This window comes from Paraburkholderia sp. GAS334, assembly GCF_050436625.1.
Classification (GTDB): Bacteria; Pseudomonadota; Gammaproteobacteria; order Burkholderiales; family Burkholderiaceae; genus Paraburkholderia.
The window spans coordinates 625,883-647,160 of sequence record NZ_JBNDMO010000001.1 but is presented as its reverse complement, the minus strand read 5'-3'; the positions used below and the strand labels follow the sequence as shown (position 1 = coordinate 647,160).

The window sequence follows — 21,278 nt, the reverse complement described above, 5'->3', positions numbered from 1 at the left end:
AACAAAAAATCCGGTTGGCGTCTGGAGACCCCAACCGGATTTCAGCGTTCGTTCGCTGCAGCTTTAGAACCAGTGGTTCATACCAAACGAAACGCCAGTTTGCTTCGAATGACCCGACGGGTTGAGCGTCGAATTGGTCACATAGCCGCCGGTAAACTTCGTATAGTCGATGTCCGCATAGAGTTCGGTGCGCTTTGACAGCAGATAGACAATCCCCAGTATCGCCACGTCCTTTCTCCCATCCACTGCAGCCGTCGTGTTCTTGTTGTCATAGTAGGCGGCCGTCACATTGAAAAAGGGCGTCGCCTGATAGCGCAGCCCGCCCCACAGGTACTGATTTCGGGTCTGGCTTTTCGCGGACGCCGGGGTGTTCTGGATGTTGAGCGAATAGCCGACCATCGCGTCGACGGGACCCAGGCTGAGCGTGCCGCCTGCTGTGTACTGGTCGTCTCCGAAATACGCGGAAGAGGTCGCCGACAACGGATTCGACTTGTGCGTGTAGCCGGCTCCCAGCTTGACCAGCGCCGTGCGATAGTTGAAGCCGCCCGCGAACGTCGAGCCATGCGCAGCGCTGCCGGGCACGCCGCCAAGAGCATAGGTGCCGCGAATCACCCAGGGACCGAAGATGCCCCGGTAGTTGATGGCGTTGTCGTCGCGTCCGGTTACACCGCCGGAGATCGCCGTCGATTCTGTGATGCCGAGGTAGTGAAAATCGAACGGCTCGAAATCCTTGATCAGAAAGTGCTGCAGCGTGAACTGATGGCCGATGTCGACCTGACCAAACGGACCGCCAAGGCCGACTGTCGACGTGCGCTGGAAGATCTGATTGCTGGTGTTGTTGTTGGCGCCCGTCGACAGCACGTAGCCGGCTTCAAGATTGAAGCGGGCATAGTAGCCGCCACCGAGGTCCTCCTTGCCCTCGAAACCCCATCTATTCGAGTTGTATGTGCCATTTGACGCCATCGTGAGCGCCGCGCCGCCGCCTTTGGTCCCGTTCACCAGATTGCGCAGACCTCCGTCGAGCGATCCGTATAAGGTAACGCTGCTCTGGGCATGTGCCGCGCCTGTGGCGAGCCCAAGCAGCGCCAGGGCGGCCAGTGATCGCGTCATGCAACCGGTGCGATCTGTTGCGACAACTCCTCTCTTCCCGTGCATATCTCCTCCATTGATTTAGTTTTATTGAAGCGATCTGATATCGGCATCGCCGGCGCGCGACTGCCCCGCAGGCGAAAGCGCCTGCCGGTCTGACTCGATGCCAGGCCAGCCGCGCCGGGCCTACTATCGCTACTCCGCTTCGTTTTTCTCGAAGTACCAGCCCGAGTCCTTGTTGATCCATTCCGGGCCAACGCGCTGGTGCGTCTGCTCTTCGCCTGTGTCGAAGTACTCGCTCTTTACCGCGCGCTGAGCCATGGCTTCATTCCGCTCGTCCCAGTCCCCCATCGAGACGCCATACCAGGGCCATTCCGGGCGTAACGCCGGGAGACCCAGTTCTTCCCAGATGGCTTTCGCGTTCTCCATGTACGGCTTCGTCGGCAGCGACAGCGGCGGCAGTTTTTCCTTACGCGTCGCATTCATCAGGATCACGCCATCCACCGCGTCGTCGCCGCGTTGTGCGCCCGACGTGCGCGGGCCATGGCCCGTGTCGCGTCCGTGCATGATCTGCACGTCCTTGATCGCATTCATCCGATAGCTCATTGACCAGAAGACTGCGTCGCTGTTCTCCGGGTTGATGTCGTTGCTCACTGCCACCACCAGCTTGCCGACCGCCGGCTGAAGCGAAGCCGCACCCAGCAACGCGCGCCAGATTTCGGTTTCGGTCGCCTTGTCGCTAAAGACGACAATCACGAGCTTGCGCAGATTCGTGAGCGGCTCATGCATCACCACTTTCTCCACGCTAGAGATGCGCAGCGAATTCCTGAGGTGATCGAGGAACAGCGGCTCGAATGCGACCTTCTTGACGAGTGAGCTTTCACTTGGCGTCACCTGGCTTATGATCGAAACCAGATGAGCATTCTTGCGGCGCGTGATCGCCGTGACATTCATGTACGGATTGAATTCCTGCAGATTCACGTGCCCGTGCGACTCGCCAAACGGACCTTCGGGCTCCAGCGAATCGGTCGGAACAAAACCTTCGATGACGATTTCCGCGTCGGCCGGCACCAGCAGGTCGTTGGTCTTGCACTTGACCACGCGCAGCGATTCACCCAGGATCGCGCCCGCCACGCCGAGTTCGTCCACGTCGATCGGGAGCTTTTGCACCGAGCAGAAAGACACGGCCGGGTGGCCGCCGATCACGAGCGCCGCCGGCATTGGCTTGCCCATCGCCTTGTACTTCAGCCAGTGCTGATAGATTCCCTGCCCCATTTCGATCGAGGGATTGCAACCCACGCGGCGCTTCCCCTTGATCTGGCCGCGGTAGGTGCCCATGTTCTGGACACCGTTTTCCGGGTCCACGGAAATGTACTGCGAGCAGGTCGTGTACGGCGCGTTGTCGAAGCCCGGCGTCGAGATCGGAATCGGCAGATGTTCAAGACCTTGACCGTCCACATCCAGATCGTCGCCGATGTAACAGACCTCCTGACACGCAGCTTCTTGCACCACGGTCGGCTCAATAGGGTTGCCCTTGGCGTACTGCCACTTCTTTCCGATATCCTCGACCGGAACCCCCATGCCGATCGAATAGACTTCGCGATTGATCGAAAGCGCGCCTACGACGACGGGCAACTCGTACCTGCGACCCTTGCTGTCCACGACGTTGTGAAAGACGAACGCCTTGCGGTCCGATTCCGGGATCCCGCCACGCAGTTGCCAGCGCACCAGTGGATGCAATTCGGTGTCTTTGTTGATCTCGCGATGAACGTGAACGACCAGGCCTTTTTCTTCTAAGGCCTGTAGATGCGTCTGGAAGGAAGGGTAGTTCTTCATGGTTATCCGGTTTGAGAATCAAAGGGATTGCCTCACGGGCCGGTCAGCCTCGCAGTCGGCATGCATACATATCAGCGGCGCGTACAGGGGGACGGACAGACATCGCCGGTGTGAGTCAAAGGGCCAGACGCGTACGCCGTCGCTCGCATGCGCAGTGGATCCTGCGGCGACCGCGTCCGCTAATCCGGCGTCTGATCGATGAGCACTGCGCAGCGTTTCCACGCGCCTCGCCCACTCTGTCGTCGATGCGCCGCCGCGAAAGTTCGCATTGAACTGGCGCTGTCTCCTCCTGTACGTTCGAGGGCCCCGCACGGCATTGCATACGAGGCTCTGATCGGAGACTGAAGGAGAACTACCGGCCCCGCAAACGGTGATTTTTCATACGGCTCATGAATGAATTTCATCTGTAATGCGTGTCAGGACGAGCCATGCGATGCATAGGATCTCGATGAAATGGCTTCATGCAAGACATGAACAGATTTCGTTTGTGTCGCCACGCGCGTGTGATGCAACCTTCACCCACCTCCTTCGCAACACGAATGGGAAAGCCAGCTTTTCCGTCCGCTTCCGGCAGATAGACATGACAGAAAAAAATCGACCCACACGAATCGTGGTCGGCATCAGTGGCGCCTCAGGTGTGGTGTATGGCGTCAGGTTGCTCGAACTGCTGCGCGAATTGAAGGTGGAGACGCATCTGGTGATGAGCCGGTCGGCGCAGGTCACCCTTGCGTACGAGACTGACCAGCGACTTCTGGACGTTCAGGCGTTGGCCGACGTGCATTATCCAAATACCGATATCGGCGCTGCCATTTCGAGCGGGTCCTTCCGCGTCGATGGCATGATCGTCGCACCTTGCTCGATGAAAACGCTAGCGGAGATCGCAACGGGTAACACAGGTTCCTTGTTGTCGCGGGCCGCTGACGTGATGCTCAAGGAACGCAAGCGGGTCGTGCTGATGGTGCGCGAGACGCCGCTGCATCTCGGGCACCTGCGCAACATGACGGCAGCCACGGAGACAGGCGCGATCATCTACCCACCCGTACCCGCGTTTTACGCACGGCCCGACAGTCTCGAATCGATGATCGATCACACGCTTGGACGGGTTCTAGACCTCTTCGACATCGATGCGCACACGGTCACGCGCTGGACGGGCGCTCGCGGCACGCGGGAAGTCCAGCAAATCGGGCCGCGAGATGTTTGCGATAGCGCGAAGCGCGCAGCAGATGCCGCTTGAGCGCAAAGTGCCGCCGGACGGGACCCAGGCTTGAGAGAAACGCCCGCGTGCGTTTGTGGTCACGAAACCCGCGCACGCCCCGAAAGCCGCCGTTCGACTTTCGACAGGAATCGTCGGCGTCGGCTGGCTTTCGGCTGGCTAGCGCGTGGCGGCGCGCTTGTCGCAGCAGAGATGTATCCTATGAGAAAGGCGTATCAAGGCGCGGCGCGCCGCCCGTTTTGGCGCCTTCGTTTCTGAAGTCTCCCAGACGAGAGATGCCGCCCATATCGCATCGATCAAGGGAAAAGGCAAATGCACCGACGAGCAAAGCCGACGCGATAGGACCTTCTGTAAGTGTCCGGCCGGGCCGCTCGTGCGCCGACGCACCGGACACGCAAGCGCGGAAGGTGCGTTCATTGATTCTTCGGTCGCGGCCCAAGGGGTAGCAGTGGTGCCGACATGAAGCGTATGCGTGCGGTTATTGTGCTTTGCAGCGCGATGGCTGCCTGTGTATCGGCAGGCATCGACGTCAAACCGGAGCAATTGTCGAACTTCAAGCGGGGGTTCAGCACCCTTGAAGACGTTGTCGCTGTGCTCGGGTCTCCAACGGTACAGACCACGCTGAGAGATGGATCGACCGTGTTGATCTATTCATTCATCACATCCAGGCCTCACCCCGAAAGTTTTATTCCCCTCATTGGTCCGCTGTTCGGTGGAGCCGATACCCGATCGTCGACTGTCGTGTTCGAGTTCGACGAAAACGGCATTCTCATGAATGAACGCAGAACGACGTCGAGCGGCGCATCAGGATTCAATGCGCCGCTGCCCGGCGCCCCGCCAGAAACGGACGAACCCCATCAAACGAAGTAGCTCAAAACTGAGCCTGAGCCTTGAATCGCCCGACGAATGCCGGAACCGTTTGTCGACGCAGCCACGCACTACGCCCGTTTCACTGCCTCGCCCGGCCGCTGTGTTCTGCCTTTCCCCAGCTTTCCCCGCATTTTCCCGGCAGCAACGACTGGTTCGGTCAGTTGCCTGCGAAGACAGCGCCGCCGTTTCCTGCATCGGTTCAACTCCCCGCCTTCCCATCCGGGCTGGGCGTTCCACCGATCCGGCACGAGCCGGTCGCACTACATCGGTAGTTAACATATGTTGCATAATATTTTTTCATGACAACATATGTAGACAAATGCAAAACGGTGCCCGGGGCTCCGTTCGCGTCCCCCCAAACCTGACATCGATCCGAAAACGCCATGAAAACCTCGACACTGCCCGCTCTCGCTGCCTGTCTCGTTGCCAGTCTTGCCGCCGCGCAGGGCGTGTTTGCGCAGGACGCGACGTCCACGCTCGCGAAAATCCAGACCAGCGGCGTGATCGCAGTCGGGCATCGCGAAACCTCGGTGCCGTTTTCCTATGTCGATACGAACAATCAGGTGGTCGGCTTTTCGCAGGATCTATGCGACCGCATCATTGCAGCGGTCAAGGCAAAGACAAAGCGGGCGGATCTGAAGGTCCGCTTCATCCCCGTCACGTCGCAGAACCGCATACCGCTCGTGCAGAACGGCACCGTCGATCTGGAATGTGGCGTCACGACGAACCTGACGTCACGCCAGAATCAGGTGTCGTTCTCGGACACGTTCTTTGTCGCGACAACGCGCCTGCTGACGCGCAAGGACGCCGGCATCAAGGATTTCCCCGACCTCGCCGGCAAAACCGTCGTGACGAATCAGGGCACGACGTCGGAACGCATCCTGCGCAAGATGAATGAAGAGAAGAAGATGAACATGCAGATCATCAGCGCCAAAGACTATGGCGAAGGCCGCCTTACGATTGAAAGCGGCCGCGCGGTGGCTTACATGATGGATGACGTGCTGCTTGCGGGTACGCGCGCGTTGACGGCAAAGCCTGCCGACTGGGTGATTACCGGCACGCCGCAATCGTCAGAAGCGTATGGCTTCATGCTGCGCAAGGACGATCCCGAGTTCAGGAAGCTGATCGACGACACGCTGGCGGATGTCATGAAAGGCCCTGAAATCACGACGATGTACGACAAATGGTTCATGAAACCCGTGCCGCCCAGGAACATCAGCTTCGATTTTCCGATGAGCGATTCGCTGCAGAAGCTCTACGCGAACCCTAACGACAAGGCGTTTGAATAACGCGCTGGAATGGCGCGTTTGAATCGATGCGCGGCGTGAGCCGCCGCGTATCAATCGTCAGTGGCCGCGATTTCTTCACGCTCTTTTTGAGGCCTCCTCAACCAGAAACGATGCAGGGGCTTTTCGATGAAGCGGCCGATCGTCAGCAACGCAAAAACGAGCACCAGCGCCGCGACCGCAACCGACCACGCGCCTGTCCCACACACGATGCCAAGTGCCGCGGTAACCCAGATCGAGGCGGCCGTGGTGAGTCCGCGTATCTTGTCCTGCGACGGATTCTGTACGATCACGCCGGCGCCAAGAAATCCGATGCCGGTGACGATGCCCTGAATCACGCGCGATACGTTCGCATCGGCGGCAATGCCGTTGACGATGAAGCCCATGCCGGCCATCGTCGCAAGACACGAGCCGAGGGCCACGAGCCCGAGCGTCTTCATGCCGGTCGGCTTGCCGCGCAGGTTGCGATCGATGCCGACGATGACGCCGATCACCATCGCGAACGTCATTCGCAGGATCACTTCTTGCAATGTGGAAGCAGGCAGCATGTCGCGCTCTCAGGTTGTGCAGTCGATGTGTTCGATGTCGTAATACGCAGTGTGCGCCGATTCGGGCCGGTTAAACATGCGCGCTCACAGAGGCGCTTCCTGACCGGAAAACTTGCGGCGGTATGAGGCCGGGCTCGTGAGCGCGATGCGGCGGAAATGCCGTCGCATCGATTCTTCGGAGCCGAAGCCCGCCAGCTCCGCAACGCGCGCGATCGGCAACTGCGCCTGCTGCTCAAGCAGGTCGCGCGCAATCGCCACGCGTTCGCGCACCAGCCATTCATACGGCGCCATTCCGGTTGCATCGTGAAACTGCCGCTGCAAGGTGCGCGTGCTCATCGCGGCGCGTTGCGCCAGCGAGCCTAGCGTGTGCAGCCGCGCCGGGTTGGCGCGCACCCAGTCCATCAGTTTCGTGAGGCGCCCGCTTTCATCCTGCGGCATCGGACGCGGCACGAATTGCGCCTGACCGCCTTCGCGATGCGGCGGCACAACAAGCCGTTGCGCCACGCGATTCGCCACCGCGCTGCCGTGATCCCGCCGCACCAGATGCAGCAGCATGTCGAGACCCGCCGCCGAACCCGCTGACGTGATGATCTGCCCTTCGTCGACATACAGCGCGTCAGGCTTGACCGTTACCTGCGGATAGCGGCGCTGGAGACGTTCCGCGTAGCGCCAGTGCGTCGTAACGGTCTTGCCATCGAGTACGCCCGCTGCCGCAAGCACGAACACGCCGGAGCAGATCGAGCACAGCCGCGCGCCGCGCCGATACGCGGCGCGGATTTTCTTCAACAGCGGTTCGGGCGGAATTTCGTCGGCATCGCGCCAGCCGGGAATGACGATCGTGTCTGCGCGGTCCAGCATACGCAGCGAATACGGCGCGGCGACCGTGATGCCGCCGGCCGCACGGATCGGCCCGCTCTCAGCCGCGCATACCGCGAAGCGATACCAGTCGACGCCGAGTTCCGGACGGTCGAGCGCGAACAGTTCGGTCGCGCAGCCGAATTCGAAGGTACAGAGCCGGTCGTAAACCAGCGCGACGACAAGATGACCATGCATGGCGAGATGTTACCGGATATTGTCAATTGCGCCGCTATCCATTTGTCCATGAGAACGGGACAATGCATCGCATCAACACTCATGAGGAATCTCACATGTCGCCCGTCTCAGCCGTTCCCGCTGCCGATAGTGCCGCGGCGCTCACCCACTTCAGTTCGTCGCTCGCGTTCGAAACCGATTGTGCCGATGTACATGCGACACTTGAAGCCGGCGATCCGCACTCCATCGATTTCGTACTGCTCGACGTGCGCAGCCCCGCGCTCTTCGCGCGCGGACATGTACCGGGCGCCGTCAATCTGCTGCACGGAAAGATTGTTGCGTCGAAGCTCGCTGAGTATCCACGCGATACGCTCTTCGTCACCTATTGTGCGGGCCCTCACTGCAACGGCGCAACACGCGCCGCGATAAAGCTCGCCCAGCTCGGCCGCCCGGTCAAGGTGATGATCGGCGGCATCACAGGCTGGCTCGACGAAGGCTTCGAGCTCGCTGCGACCAAGGTGGAATGACGCGCAGCGCGATTTTCAAACGGCCCGAACACACACAGAAATCGCATACTATTCAACTGACTATGCTTTGAGTCTGCGCCACGGCCCGATCGCCTCCCTTTGACTCAGTGTAGGGAAAACGAGGGGATGCCGATTTATGCAACACCGACGCATCGTTCATACTTTGCATTTGCACCAGAATCAGAAATGAACAGTCTTTTTGCAGGAGACCTTGATGCGAATCTTGATTCTTGGAGCAGGCGTGGTCGGTGTCACGAGCGCCTGGTATCTGGCGCGCGCCGGTCATGAGGTGGTGGTTCTTGATCGCCAACCCGCTGTAGCGCTCGAGACAAGCTTCGGCAACGCCGGCCAGATTTCACCGGGCTATGCGTCGCCGTGGGCCGGGCCGGGCGTACCCGCCAAGGCCATCAAATGGCTACTGCAGAAGCATCCGCCACTGTCACTCCAGCCGGACGGCACCTTGTTTCAGGTGCAATGGCTGACACAGATGCTGGCTAACTGCACTAAAAAGCGCTATGCCGTCAACAAGGCACGCATGGTGCGGCTCGCCGAATATAGTCGCGACTGCTTTATGGCGCTGCGCAACGATACCCACATCACCTATGAAGGTCGCCAGCAGGGCACGCTGCAAGTCTTTCGCACGCAAAAACAAATGGACGGTACCGCCAAGGACATCGCCGTTCTGAAGCAAATGGGTGTGTCTTATGAGTTGCTGTCGCGCGACGAACTGGCTCGCGCCGAACCGGCGCTTGAGGGCTCAAAGAATAAACTGGTCGGAGGCCTGCGTTTGCCAGGCGATGAAACCGGTGACTGTCATGTGTTCACCAGCAAACTGGCCGAGATGGCGCAAGCACGCCACGTGCAGTTCCTGTTCAAGCGCAGCATCGATGGCCTGGTAGTCGAAGATGGCACGCTAAAGGGAGTGCATTCAAACGGCGAAACATTGACTGCAGACGCTTGTGTTGTGGCACTCGGCAGCTATTCCACCGCACTGCTGCGCGGCCTGGTCAGCATTCCGGTCTATCCCGTCAAGGGCTATTCGATCACTGTGCCGATTACCGACGCTGCGCAGGCACCCGTCTCGACCATCCTCGACGAAACCTACAAAGTCGCGATCACCCGCTTTGAAGATCGAATTCGCGTGGGGGGCATGGCTAATCTGGTGGGCTTCGACAAGGAACTGCACGGTACCCGGCGTGAGACACTGGAATATGTTGTCACCGACCTGTTCCCGCATGCAGGCGACGTGACACAAGCCAGCTTCTGGACTGGCCTGCGGCCGATGACCCCTGATGGCACGCCGATTATCGGCCCGACCGCGATCAAGGGTCTATGGCTCAATACCGGCCACGGCACACTGGGTTGGACCATGTCCTGCGGTTCGGGACAACTGCTGGCGGATTTGATGTCAGGCACAACGCCGGCGATTACCAGCGACGACTTTGCGGTCAGTCGCTACGGGAACTAGCCGGACAGGCAACAGGCAGCAGGTGTGCAACCCCGGCAGCAGGACCTGTCGGGCGTCATCGTGCGCTTTTGCCTGGGGCTCCCAGTCAACCGCGCGCCGGGTTCGACCCGTTATGCTGCCGGGCACGTGTACCTGAAGCGGCCGTTCACGGACCGCGCTGAGCAGCCTGCTCATGGCGCTCAGCGACGCTCGACAATCGGGCCTTCGGCATCGATGTTTCCAACGGCACCGGCAGGCCCGTCCACCGTGAGCGGGCCGCGTACTTCAAGGTCGCCATGCACGATCAGTGGGCCGTGCACGGTAAGCGGACCATGAAATGTCCTTCCTCCCCAATGCCTGCGCACTGCGGGGTCGTTCGGGGGAAGTTGTGCGAGCCATTCGGCCGTAAGTGGACCGTGAACGAAGATATCGCCTGCCACAGTGAGCGGGCCGTCCACCGTCACCGGTCCCTGGACGACGAGAGAACCGCTGATGCTCAGCGGCCCTGTTTCGACGGGCTGAGCATGCCCGGGGTTCAGCCAGATGACGGCCGCAAGCAGAGACAGGCCTGCAATAGTGCGTGGCGTGCGCCTCACAATGAAGTGTTTCACGCTGTCTCCTGAGAGCAAGGCCGCGGATTTTGTCAGGCGTTTGCCGATTGCCGATCAATCAATCCTGACTACGACACCTTGACCCTTCTCGACAGTCTGGCCTGCTTGCCACCAGGCCGTCGTCGCAAGTCGCCACCGCACGTTGCCTCTTGTTGAGTCTAGCTGCGCGGAAGACGAATAACAAACCGGCAAGCTACCTACTTCTTGACAGCTGACTCGACGGAAATGGCGAGAGCTTCGGTGTAAACGGCATCCACCTGATCACCCTTCCTGATGTTTGCGAACTGCGCGGGGTCCTCCACTTTCAGGTCTAGCGTGTTGCCCTTGGGGCCTTTCAACGTGACGGTCCTGGTTTTTGGGTTGACCGCGACGACGTCGGCTACGATTTTCACTTCCCGGCCCACGGTGCCGCCGGGCTTTGCGCCAGCAGGCGCGCGCTCCATCGACGCGTTCTCTTCGACCGAAGGCGTGTCGCCGCCTTTTTTCTTCAGGCTCAAGGTGAGTGATTCCCGGTAAACAGCATTGACGACGTCGCCGACCTTGAGCTGGTCAAAGTTGCGTGCTTCATCCCCGACGACCACTTCAACGACCTTGCCGTTTGGCGTCTTTAGCAAAACGGTCCTCGTCGCGGCATCGATATCCTGCACCGTGGCCGTCACCCTTCTGGTTCCCTTGATGGTTGCCGTGCCCGGCGCTTTCATCACTTGCACACTGGTGTCCTGCTGCGCCCATGCCGCTGACGCCATGGCCACCAGGGTGGCGAAGACCAGAAATTTTCCATTCGTCATGGGGTTCTCCTTCGAAACGCTGAAGCTTGATCGGACGCCGGGGAACTCGCGCAGAACGCGTTGCGTTGCGTGGTGGCTGAACCCCGGCCACGCCGGTCGGCGCTTCTCAGCGCCGACCGCTACAAGATGTTGGTAGCCGGCGATCCGGCCTTATTCCACCAGTTCAAGGACGAACTGAACTCGACAAGAGTCTAGTTGTAATCGTGTTGTCAAGGTATGGGACTTTAGTCCCATTGGGCGCCGGCATTCGGCGAGTCGCACTGGCTTCGCAGGTGAGCGAGGGGACAACAATTTGCAAAGCGTAGAAAAGCGCGCGTCGGGAATATGCGCACCGTCGCAGTCGTTTACGTCGGATAGTCAATCACACGCAGGCGGCGCAACCGCACGGCGCGGGTGCGTTCGTCTCATCGACCGACGGCAGGCTGTCATGAACATTCACGACGCGCGTTTCCCTCGCTCCGCGCCCGCTTCACTGTGCGCGGCGATGCTTTTGGCGCTCACGGCATGCGGTGGCGGCGGTGGCGGCGGAGGTGGCAGCGCCAGTCCAGCCGCGACGCCATCGAGCATGACGGTATCGGGCACGGCCGCGAGCGGCAAGGCATTGGCCGGCGCGACGATCAGCGTGAGTTGCGTGCAGGGAACGGCAAGCGCGACCGCAGACGCCAATGGCCAGTTCAACGTCGCACTCAAGGCCGTACTGCCCTGCCTCGTCACGGCGACTGCCAACGGACGCACGTTCCATTCCGTCGCGTTCGCCAGCGGCACCTTCAACGTCACGCCGGAAACCGACCTGCTGCTCGGGTATCTCAGCGGCCAGCTCGGCACAGATGAGGCCGGGTTGCTCGCCAGCTTCGCGAGCAACGCACGGTTTCAGCTGGTGCTGGGCAACCAGACCGATGTGCTGAACGCGCAGACCGCCGTCGTGACCAGCCTCCAGCAACATTTCGCGTTGACACTATCTGTGCCGAACTTTTTGACCACGCCCTTTATTCCCAACCACGAAGGGATCGACCACGATCTCGATGCGCTGCAGGCGGCCGGCGCGATCGGCGACGGCGGCCCGCAAATCGCAACGCTTTCAATCGTCACGGCGGCAGGCGCCGCGCAGCCGATTCCCGCCACGCCTTCGACAACGACACCAGGCGGTGGAACAGGCAACGCGGGCAGCAGCAACTCCGGCGGGATGATGTAAGTCCGCGCTTTCACGTGGCTCGTCGAACATCGTGCCGACGAGCCGGGCAAACGAATGCCAGATCGCGCGCCCTTCTTCGGGCGGGCCCGCCATCGGCGCGGGGCAGCGGCGGTTTGTCGCAAAATTTCTTGACTTCTCTCACCGTCGAATTAATATACGCACAGCGTATATAACCAACCTCAACCACCACCGACGGGTGACCCGCATGAGCGTTCCTCAGCAAGCCTTCCTGCGCGACGCGATGCGTCGCATGAACATGACCCGCGAGACCTTCGCGAGCCGCATCGGCGTATCGCGTCGGGCGCTCGATACGTGGCTGCTGCCGGACGATTCGCAGGAATCGCGCGCCATGCCGGAGATCGTCGAGCGTTTTGTGTCGGAAATCGTCGTCAGCGGCGTGCCCAATGAAGGCTATACGCAAAGCGTAGATTCGCAGTCGCTAGCGAGTCAGATGCTGTTCGAAGGCCGGCCGCAGCTGCTATCCGTCGACCAGTTCTCGCGCGACTCGGTCGAAGCGCTGTTCCGCGTGGCCGACATCATGCAACCCATCGCACGCCGCCGGAAAATCTCACGCGTGCTCGAAGGTGCGGTGCTCGGCAACCTGTTCTTCGAAGCCAGCACGCGGACCCGCGTGAGCTTCGGCGCCGCATTCTGCCGGCTCGGCGGCTCGGTGTGCGATACGACGGGTTTCACGTTTTCGTCGATGGCCAAGGGCGAATCGATCTACGACACGAGCCGCGTGATGAGCGGCTACGTCGACGCGCTGGTGATCCGCCATCCGGAGCAGGGCTCTGTGGCCGAATTCGCGCGCGCCACCAACATTCCGGTGATCAATGGCGGCGACGGCCCCGGCGAGCATCCGAGCCAGGCGCTGCTCGATCTGTACACGATACAGCGTGAGTTCTCGCGGCTCGGCAAGATTGTCGACGGCGCGCATATCGCGCTCGTCGGCGACCTGAAATACGGACGCACTGTGCACTCGCTCGTGAAGCTGCTTGCGCTCTATCGCGGCATCAAGTTCACGCTCGTCTCGCCGCCGATGCTCGAAATGCCGACGTATATCGTCGAGCAGATCTCGCGCAACGGACACGTCATCGAGCAGACCCATGATCTGACCGCCGGCCTGCGCGGCGCGGACGTCGTCTACGCAACGCGCATCCAGAAGGAGCGCTTTACCGACGAATCGTTCGAAGGCTACACGCCGGATTTCCAGATCAATCAGGCGCTGGTCGACACGGTGTGCGGCATCGATACGCTGATCATGCATCCGTTGCCGCGCGATAGCCGGCCGGGCGCGAACGACCTGAGCGTCGACCTGAATCACGACTCGCGGCTCGCGATCTTCCGTCAGACGGACAACGGCATTCCCGTGCGGATGGCGATTTTCGCGATACTACTGGGCGTCGAGAAGCTCGTGCAGCATTCGATGCGTGATGCCGCGTGGCGTCCGCCGGTATATCTCGGACCGGACGACGCCGTCTTTCACGGGATCGATTGATCCGGGCCAGCTTCAGCCCATCACGATTACAAGGTAGATGCCTGTGTCAGGCGGAACTCCGCGACTGCTTCGGTCATGGATTGCGCCTGATGCTCAAGTGCGTTCGCCGCAGCAGCCGCCTCTTCGACAAGGGCGGCATTCTGCTGCGTGACCTGGTCCATCTGGCTCACGGCCTGGCCGACCTGTTCGATGCCCGTGCCTTGCTCGATCGTCGCCGACTTGATCTCGTTCATGATGACCGCGACGCTCCGCACGGCGCCGACGATGTCCCGCATCGATTGTCCCGCTCGCGTCACAAGCGTATTGCCATTCTCGACGTCCTGCACGGACGCGCCAATCAATGTCTTGATTTCCCTTGCAGCATCCGCGCTTCGCAGCGCGAGACTGCGAACCTCACTCGCGACCACGGCGAAACCGCGGCCCTGCTCCCCCGCCCTCGCCGCTTCGACCGCTGCATTGAGCGCGAGGATGTTGGTCTGGAAAGCAATGCTGTCGATCATGCCGGTGATCTCCGCGATCTTGCGCGAGCTCTCCGTGATCGCAGTCATCGTCTGGATTGCGCGATCCACCACGCCTTCGCCATCCTGCGCCACCTGCGCCGCGCTCGCGGCCTGCTGGCTCGCCTGCTGTGCATTGTCGGCGTTCTGCTTCACCGTGGACGTCAGCTCTTCCATGCTGGCGGCGGTCTCTTCCAGCGCAGCGGACTGCTGCTCCGTGCGACTCGACAAGTCCTGGTTGCCCGCGGCAATCTCCCGCGCCCCGCTGTAAATCGCTTCGCAACTGCTCCGCACGTTCGCCACGGTCAGCGACAGACCGCGCTGCATCCGGCGCATTGCAGCAAAGAGCTGACCGATCTCGTTGTTCCCGGCCTCGGGAATGCGAGCCGTCAGATCGTTTTTCGCAATCTGATCGAGCAACGTGGCCGCGTCCTTCAACGGTACGGTAACAACACGCCGCAAGGCGAAGTGCGCGACCACGATCAGCACCAGCGCACCGCAGACGCCGACAATGACCATGCTGACGACCCACACATATTCCCTGTCGACCTGCGCGACGGCGTCGTTGGACAGGTTATTCGCCAGAGTCTGGAATTTCTCGACGTTCGCGGTGTATGCCTGGCCTGCTGCCGTGATATCCCGGTCGTTGATCTGCACATAGGCGTTGGTATCGCCCGCGCGCAACGCGTCGGTGGCCTGGCTCAGGATCGTCGCGAGACGCGCGGACGATGCGACCAACTGTTGCTTCAACTCGTCGTCCAGACCGCGAAACGCCGCCGCGTTCCGGAATGATTCGGTTTCGTCGGCTGCGCGCTGGAACGTCGTCGCCGCGCTTTTCAGCGCCGAATCGCGCGTCGCCTGGTCATTGCGTTCTTTCAGCGCTGAGTAGGCCCGCGTCAACGCGGCACGCGTGCGGGTGGAATCCTTGTATCCATCGTTCACGAGTATTTCCTGCGTCGCAATTCGATGAATGCGCTCCAGGTTGGCGTTTGCGCGGCTAAGCGTCGTGACGCCGACCACGCCACCGATCACGATCATTGTCGCGAAGACCAGAAAGACACCGAGGAGGCTGTTTTGAACCGATATGTTGCGCATGCCGCTTTTCAACCCGAAGTTGTACGTTGACGTTTTAACGGCATTTCCAGCCGACGACTTGAGCGAAAATTGGGTGACTTCATGCGCTGGAACACGATTTAATCGTGTAGCTGCCGCATCGCGATGCCTGGATATTTCGCACACCAAAAAAATGGCCCGTGCGTCTACCGCACGGGCCATTCGACATGCTTTGAAACACCCATCTGTGCCGCATTCGCGCGAATGCCAGATACGCGCGAATGCGTCAGCGTGACACGACGATCAGGTTAGTTCGAGCCGTCGAACTCCACGAACTCGATCCAGTTCGGGTTCTTACCCACCGGGTACTGCCCAAGCGCAAGCAACGCACCCGTTTTCCGGTCGATGCGATACGCGCTCATCTTTGTCGATAACTGCCCCACTGCAAGCAGATAGTTGCCCGACGGATCGATATTGAATCCGCGCGGCTGCTTCTCCGTCGGATACGTGCCGATACGCGTGAGCTTGCCCGACGCCGGATCGACACGATAAGCCGCCAGCGTGCTCGACGTGCGCTCCGATGCATACAGGAAGCGGCCATCCGGTGTCAGATGAAGGTCCGCGCCCCACGGTTTGTCGCCCTTGAAATCAGGCGGCAGAATCGAGACGGTCTGAATCGGCTTGACGGTGTCGCGGGTACCGTCGAAGGCAAGCACATGAAGCTTGCCGTCAAGCTCATCGATCAGGTAAGTAAAGCGATGGTCCGCCGAGAATACGAAGTGGCGCGGGCCCGATTTTTCCGGCAGCGCATACGCGGGGGCGGCATCCGGCGTCAGATGACCGTTCGATGCGTCGAACTTCAGGCGCAGCCAAGCATCGGAACCGAGCACGGACGCAAACACATAGCGGTTATCCGGCGCATTGCGGATGGCATGGGCCATCGGACCGGTGCTGACTGTCTGCTGGACCTCGCCCGCCACGCCATCGGCAGCGATGGGGTTGACCGCCAGAAGATTGCCGCCGTACGAAGCAGAAAACAGATAACGGCCCGTTGCGTCAGTGGACAGATACGCCATGCTTTCGGCCAGCGGCGAAGTGCCCAGCTGAATCAGGCGGCCATCGATCGGGTTGATCGCGAAGCTCACCACCCGGTACGGCTTCGACCGCAGACCGACGTACAGGCGATGGTGATCCGGGGAGACTGCCATCGGCATCGCGGTCCCGCCGACGTGAACCGTCTCGACTGCGTCGAGCGCCCCGGTCGACCGGTTGAGACTGAACACCGAAATATCTTCGCTGTCGGCGTTCGATACATACGCGTAAGTTGCAGCGTGGCTGGCGCCAGAAACGGTGAGGCCGATCAGCGCGCCGGCGATAGCGCTCAGGATTGTTTTTTTAGTCATGAACTCGTAGCTGGGTTTCTGAACGGGTTATTTTTTGATTAACGACTGACCGGCACCACGCTCAGGTCACCGGCGCCGGATTGAACAGCGTCAACGCGTTGTGAAGCCCGAGCTTCTCCGCGCAGGTTTGCTTGCGCCCGCTTGCCACGTCGAGCATCAGGCGGAACAACTCCCAACCCACGTCTTCGATGGTCGCGGCGCCGGTTGCAATGGTGCCGGCGTTGATATCCATCAGGTCATGCCAGCGGCGTGCGAGATCCGAGCGCGTCGCGACCTTGATCACCGGCACTTCCGCGAGGCTGTACGGCGTGCCGCGGCCGGTCGTGAACACGTGAAGGTTGATGCCCGCGGCCAGTTGCAGCGTGCCGCAGATGAAATCGCTAGCCGGCGTCGCCGCGTAGATCAGGCCTTTCTGCTTGACCTTTTCGCCCGGCGACAACACGCCCGAGATGGCCGAGTTGCCCGACTTGATAATCGAACCCATCGCCTTTTCAACGATGTTCGACAGGCCGCCCTTCTTGTTGCCCGGCGTCGTGTTGGCGCTGCGGTCGGCGCCGCCGCGCTTCAGATAATCGTCGTACCTCTGCATCTCGCGGATGATCGCCGCCGCCACGTCGGCGTTTGCCGCGCGTGCCGTCAACTGGTCGACACCGTCGCGCACTTCGGTGACCTCGGAGAACATGACCGTCGCACCGGCGCGCACCAGCAGGTCGGTCGCGAAGCCAACCGCAGGGTTGGCCGTCAGCCCCGAGAATGCGTCGCTGCCACCGCATTGCACGCCGATCACCAGGTCGGATGCCGGGCATGTCTCGCGACGGCGATTGTTCAGCCGCTTCAGATGGCCTTCGGCCGTTTTCATGATCGAGTCGATCATCGACTGGAAGCCAACGTGTGCGTCGTCCTGAAGCACGACGACATCGCCATTCGAGTCTGACTCGAGGTCGCCGATGTCGGCGACTTCCGCAACGTTGGCGGCCGCGGCAATGGGAATCGTGCCCGGCGGCATCAGGCGCTCTGGCTGCAGCTTCTCGCAGCCGAGGCTGACCATCATCACCTCGCCGCCGAAATTCGGATTCAGGCTGATGTTGCGCACAGTACGGATCGGCACCATCGCGTCGGGGGCATCGATTGCTACGCCGCAACCATAGGTGTGTCCCAGACCGACGACATCGTCGACGTTGGGATACTTCGGCAGCAGCTCGGCCTTGATTCGCGTCACCGCGTGCTGAACCACGTCGGCCACGCACTGAACGGTCGTGGTGATGGCGAGAATGTTGCGTGAGCCGACCGAGCCGTCAGCGTTGCGGTAGCCCTCGAAGGTGTAGCCCTCGAGCGGCGGCATGTCCGGCGCCTTGATGGTCGCGATCGGCAGATCTTCGAGTCCGGGCGGGCTCGGCATCCGGATCACGTGTTCGTTGATCCAGCTTCCCTTCGGCAGGGACTTGAGTGCATAGCCGATCACCACGTTATAGCGAATGACTTCGTCGCCTTCCGAAAGATCGGCAAGCGCGACCTTGTGTCCTTGTGGCACGCGCTCGCGCAGCACAAGGCCATCGGGAAATACTGCGCCCTCACCCAGGCCGCCGTCGTTGACGACGATCGCGACGTTGTCATTGGGGTGAACGCGAATGTAGAGCGGAGACAGTTCCATTGCATCGATCCTTATGGCGCCTTCCGCGCCTGCTACACCAACAATTCATACGTCATCCTACAACATACGATGTCGACAGGATGTTCCGTATAAACCCTATACCCTTCATTATGCCGCCAAATCACAGTTGAAGTGCCCGATTTGTTGTTGTACGATGACGTATAAGAACTCTCTGTACCCGAACTGAAGCCCAGGATATTCACCATGACAACACCGCAGGAACTGAAGCAGATCGTTTCGCAAGGCCTTTTGTCCTTCCCCGTTACCGACTTTGACGAACAACGCGAGTTTCGCGCCGACACCTATGCCGAGCGCCTCGAATGGCTCGCTCCGTACGGCGCTTCGGCGCTGTTCGTCGCCGGCGGCACGGGCGAATTCTTTTCGCTGACACACAACGACTATTCGAATGTCGTCCGTACGGCCACGGAAGTCTGCAAGGGCAAGGTGCCGATCCTCGCCGGTGCCGGCGGCCCGACGCGTGTTGCGATTGCGTACGCACAGGAAGCCGAGCGTCACGGCGCGAACGGCATCCTGCTGATGCCCCACTACCTGACCGAAGCGTGCCAGGAAGGCATCGCCGCGCACGCCGAAGAGGTCTGCAAGTCCGCGCCGAACATGGGCGTGATCATCTATAACCGCGCGAATTCGAAGCTGAACGCCGACATGCTGGAGCGTCTGGCCGACCGCTGCCCCAACCTGATCGGCTTCAAGGACGGTGTGGGCGAGATCGAAAACATGGTGACGATCCGTCGCCGTCTGGGCGACCGCTTCTCGTATCTGGGCGGCCTGCCGACCGCGGAAGTCTATGCCGCGGCGTACAAGGCGCTGGGCGTACCGGTGTATTCGTCGGCGGTGTTCAACTTCATCCCGAAGACGGCGATGAACTTCTACCGCGCGATTGCCGCGGACGACCACGCAACGGTGGGCAAGCTGATCGACGAATTCTTCCTGCCGTATCTGGCGATCCGCAACCGCCGCGCGGGTTACGCGGTCAGCATCGTGAAGGCCGGCGCGAAGCTGGTAGGCCACAGCGCAGGTCCCGTGCGCGCCCCGCTGACCGACCTGACCGACGACGAAATGAGCCAGCTCGACGCGCTCATCAAGAAGCTCGGCGCACAGTAAGCGCCTCGCCGCCGGGTGCGCGTATGCGCACCCCGGGGCGCAGACTGGAACGCCCGGGACGCGAGCGTCGCCGGGCGTCTTTTTAAGTGCCCGGTCACGTCACCGCGCACCGCATTGCAGGAAGTGCCGGGCCACTGCCGGTTGCCACGGCATCGAAGCTGGGGAGCCTCTACCCCCGCCTGAAAATTCAGGAGACGATCATGGAAATGAGCCGCACCGCGAGCTCCGCTCACGTCGCGAAACGCACGAAAGTCCGCTATGCGATTCTGTTGTTGATCTTTCTTATCACGACGTTCAATTACGCGGACCGCGCCACGCTCTCGGTGACCGGGTCGGCGATGCGCGCCGAGTTCGGCTTCGATGCGATCAGGATGGGATACATCTTCTCCGCATTCAGCTGGGCATACGTTCTGTCGCAACTGCCGGCCGGCTGGCTGCTCGACCGGTTCGGCGCGCGGCGCGTCTACGCGGCGAGTATCTTCCTGTGGTCGCTGTTTACGCTGTTGCAAAGCTCGATCGGTTTGCTGGGAAGCGCCGCGGCCGCCGTCACGGCGCTGTTTGTGTTGCGCTTCGCGATGGGCGCTGCGGAATCGCCGGCGTTTCCGGCCAACGCCAAGGTCGTTGCCAGCTGGTTCCCGACGACCGAGCGCGGCGCGGCGTCGGCCATTTTCAATTCGGCCCAATACTTCGCGGCGGTTATTTTCACGCCGTTGATGGCCTGGCTCACGCATGCATTCGGCTGGCACGCGGTCTACGTCGTGATGGGCGTGGCCGGGCTTCTGCTTGCCCTCACCTGGCTGAAGGTGATGAAGAACCCCGCCGACCACCCACGCGTCTCGCGCGCGGAACTGGACCACATCGAGCAGGGCGGCGGCGTGGTGAACGGGCACAGGAAAGCCCAACCCCAGGACATCGCGAGTGCCGGGGGCTGGTTCCTTGTGCGCCAGTTGCTGACCAATCGCATGCTACTCGGCGTCTATCTCGCCCAGTACTGCATTAACGTGCTGACCTACTTCTTCCTGACGTGGTTTCCGATCTATCTCGTGCAGGCGCGCGGCATGACGATTCTGCAGGCAGGTCTGGTGGCATCGCTGCCCGCTATCTGTGGATTCTCGGGTGGCGTACTCGGCGGCTTCCTGTCCGATTCCATGATCCGGCGCGGCCATTCGCTGACGCTTGCGCGCAAGGCGCCGATTGTCGGCGGCATGCTGCTGTCGGTCTGCATCATCGGCTGCAACTACGTCACGACGGACTGGGTCGTCGTCGCGCTCATGTCGCTTGCGTTCTTCGGCAAAGGTCTCGGAGCACTTGGCTGGGCTGTCGTCGCGGATACGTCGCCGAAGGAGGCGCTCGGTCTTTCGGGCGGCATCTTCAACATGTTCGGCAATGTGGCTGGCATCGTGACACCGATCGTGATCGGCTATCTCGTTGCGAAGACGGGATCGTTCAATGGCGCGCTGGTTTTCGTGGGGCTGAATGCCTTGCTCACCGTGTTCAGTTACCTCGTGATCGTGAAAGACATCAAACGGGTCGAACTGCGCCAGCGGTAATCGGTCGCGCAGTTATCGTACCTCCGCAATTATCGGGAAAAACAGGCGGGGCGGCCCGTTCGGCG

Annotated in this window: 18 protein-coding genes and 1 pseudogene; 9 read left to right on the top strand and 10 right to left on the bottom strand. The window is 61.0% G+C overall.

Annotation, left to right across the window (positions count from 1 at the left end):
• Positions 1 to 63: 63 nt before the first annotated feature.
• Positions 64 to 1,110 (bottom strand): porin, encoded by a 1,047-nt coding sequence (locus P3T21_RS02875; protein ID WP_429254404.1) that lies wholly within the window; start codon positions 1,108 to 1,110, stop codon positions 64 to 66.
• A 174-nt stretch (positions 1,111 to 1,284) separates the two neighbouring features.
• Positions 1,285 to 2,925, bottom strand: a complete 1,641-nt coding sequence (locus tag P3T21_RS02870; RefSeq protein WP_429254403.1) for a UbiD family decarboxylase — start codon at positions 2,923 to 2,925, stop codon at positions 1,285 to 1,287.
• A gap of 580 nt (positions 2,926 to 3,505) precedes the next feature.
• Here P3T21_RS02870 and P3T21_RS02865 point away from each other — a divergent pair.
• Positions 3,506 to 4,159 (top strand): UbiX family flavin prenyltransferase, encoded by a 654-nt coding sequence (locus tag P3T21_RS02865; RefSeq protein ID WP_429254402.1) that lies wholly within the window; start codon positions 3,506 to 3,508, stop codon positions 4,157 to 4,159.
• On the opposite strand, the pseudogene P3T21_RS02860 reads toward P3T21_RS02865, so the two are convergent.
• Positions 4,101 to 4,241 (bottom strand): annotated as a pseudogene (locus tag P3T21_RS02860) (IS6 family transposase); the annotation flags it as partial. The gene P3T21_RS02865 and the pseudogene P3T21_RS02860 overlap by 59 nt on opposite strands.
• Before the next feature lie 356 nt (positions 4,242 to 4,597).
• Between P3T21_RS02860 and P3T21_RS02855 the strand changes: the two are divergent.
• Entirely contained in the window at positions 4,598 to 5,008 is a 411-nt protein-coding gene (locus P3T21_RS02855; protein ID WP_429254401.1) for a hypothetical protein, read from the top strand.
• Between the two features lie 383 nt (positions 5,009 to 5,391).
• Entirely contained in the window at positions 5,392 to 6,297 is a 906-nt protein-coding gene (locus tag P3T21_RS02850; RefSeq protein ID WP_429254400.1) for a glutamate/aspartate ABC transporter substrate-binding protein, read from the top strand.
• 50 nt (positions 6,298 to 6,347) lie between these two features.
• Here the strand turns inward: P3T21_RS02850 and P3T21_RS02845 are convergent, their stop codons facing one another.
• Together P3T21_RS02845 and ftrA are read right to left on the bottom strand one after the other, a co-directional pair.
• Complete coding sequence (locus P3T21_RS02845) at positions 6,348 to 6,842, bottom strand: MgtC/SapB family protein (protein WP_429254399.1); 495 nt, start codon at positions 6,840 to 6,842, stop codon at positions 6,348 to 6,350.
• A gap of 84 nt (positions 6,843 to 6,926) precedes the next feature.
• Positions 6,927 to 7,895 (bottom strand): transcriptional regulator FtrA, encoded by a 969-nt coding sequence (gene ftrA / locus P3T21_RS02840; protein ID WP_429254398.1) that lies wholly within the window; start codon positions 7,893 to 7,895, stop codon positions 6,927 to 6,929.
• A gap of 95 nt (positions 7,896 to 7,990) precedes the next feature.
• Here ftrA and P3T21_RS02835 point away from each other — a divergent pair, with 95 nt between their 5' ends.
• A complete protein-coding gene (locus P3T21_RS02835; RefSeq protein WP_429254397.1) occupies positions 7,991 to 8,401 on the top strand; it encodes a rhodanese-like domain-containing protein in 411 nt (136 codons plus the stop codon).
• 214 nt (positions 8,402 to 8,615) lie between these two features.
• Positions 8,616 to 9,869, top strand: a complete 1,254-nt coding sequence (locus P3T21_RS02830) for a D-amino acid dehydrogenase (protein WP_429254396.1) — start codon at positions 8,616 to 8,618, stop codon at positions 9,867 to 9,869.
• A 179-nt stretch (positions 9,870 to 10,048) separates the two neighbouring features.
• Here the strand turns inward: P3T21_RS02830 and P3T21_RS02825 are convergent, their stop codons facing one another.
• Positions 10,049 to 10,459, bottom strand: a complete 411-nt coding sequence (locus P3T21_RS02825; protein WP_429254395.1) for a hypothetical protein — start codon at positions 10,457 to 10,459, stop codon at positions 10,049 to 10,051.
• Positions 10,460 to 10,656: 197 nt separating this feature from the next.
• A complete protein-coding gene (locus P3T21_RS02820) occupies positions 10,657 to 11,247 on the bottom strand; it encodes a hypothetical protein (protein WP_429254394.1) in 591 nt (196 codons plus the stop codon).
• 427 nt (positions 11,248 to 11,674) lie between these two features.
• Here P3T21_RS02820 and P3T21_RS02815 point away from each other — a divergent pair, with 427 nt between their 5' ends.
• Complete coding sequence (locus P3T21_RS02815; protein ID WP_429254393.1) at positions 11,675 to 12,439, top strand: carboxypeptidase-like regulatory domain-containing protein; 765 nt, start codon at positions 11,675 to 11,677, stop codon at positions 12,437 to 12,439.
• A 205-nt stretch (positions 12,440 to 12,644) separates the two neighbouring features.
• Positions 12,645 to 13,937 carry an aspartate carbamoyltransferase gene (locus P3T21_RS02810; RefSeq protein WP_429254392.1) on the top strand — a complete coding sequence of 431 codons (1,293 nt, stop codon included), beginning with the start codon at positions 12,645 to 12,647 and terminating at the stop codon, positions 13,935 to 13,937.
• Positions 13,938 to 13,963: 26 nt separating this feature from the next.
• Here the strand turns inward: P3T21_RS02810 and P3T21_RS02805 are convergent, their stop codons facing one another.
• From P3T21_RS02805 to garD, 3 genes are all read right to left on the bottom strand, one after another.
• Complete coding sequence (locus P3T21_RS02805) at positions 13,964 to 15,529, bottom strand: methyl-accepting chemotaxis protein (protein ID WP_429254391.1); 1,566 nt, start codon at positions 15,527 to 15,529, stop codon at positions 13,964 to 13,966.
• 266 nt (positions 15,530 to 15,795) lie between these two features.
• Positions 15,796 to 16,890, bottom strand: coding sequence for a lactonase family protein (locus P3T21_RS02800; RefSeq protein WP_429254390.1), 1,095 nt, complete (start codon positions 16,888 to 16,890; stop codon positions 15,796 to 15,798).
• Positions 16,891 to 16,951: 61 nt separating this feature from the next.
• Positions 16,952 to 18,541 (bottom strand): galactarate dehydratase, encoded by a 1,590-nt coding sequence (gene garD, locus P3T21_RS02795; protein WP_429254389.1) that lies wholly within the window; start codon positions 18,539 to 18,541, stop codon positions 16,952 to 16,954.
• Positions 18,542 to 18,745: 204 nt separating this feature from the next.
• On the opposite strand from garD, the gene kdgD reads away from it, so the two are divergent.
• Positions 18,746 to 19,663 (top strand): 5-dehydro-4-deoxyglucarate dehydratase, encoded by a 918-nt coding sequence (gene kdgD, locus P3T21_RS02790; protein WP_429254388.1) that lies wholly within the window; start codon positions 18,746 to 18,748, stop codon positions 19,661 to 19,663.
• A gap of 200 nt (positions 19,664 to 19,863) precedes the next feature.
• A complete protein-coding gene (locus tag P3T21_RS02785) occupies positions 19,864 to 21,213 on the top strand; it encodes an MFS transporter (protein ID WP_429254387.1) in 1,350 nt (449 codons plus the stop codon).
• The last annotated feature ends 65 nt before the right edge of the window (positions 21,214 to 21,278 follow it).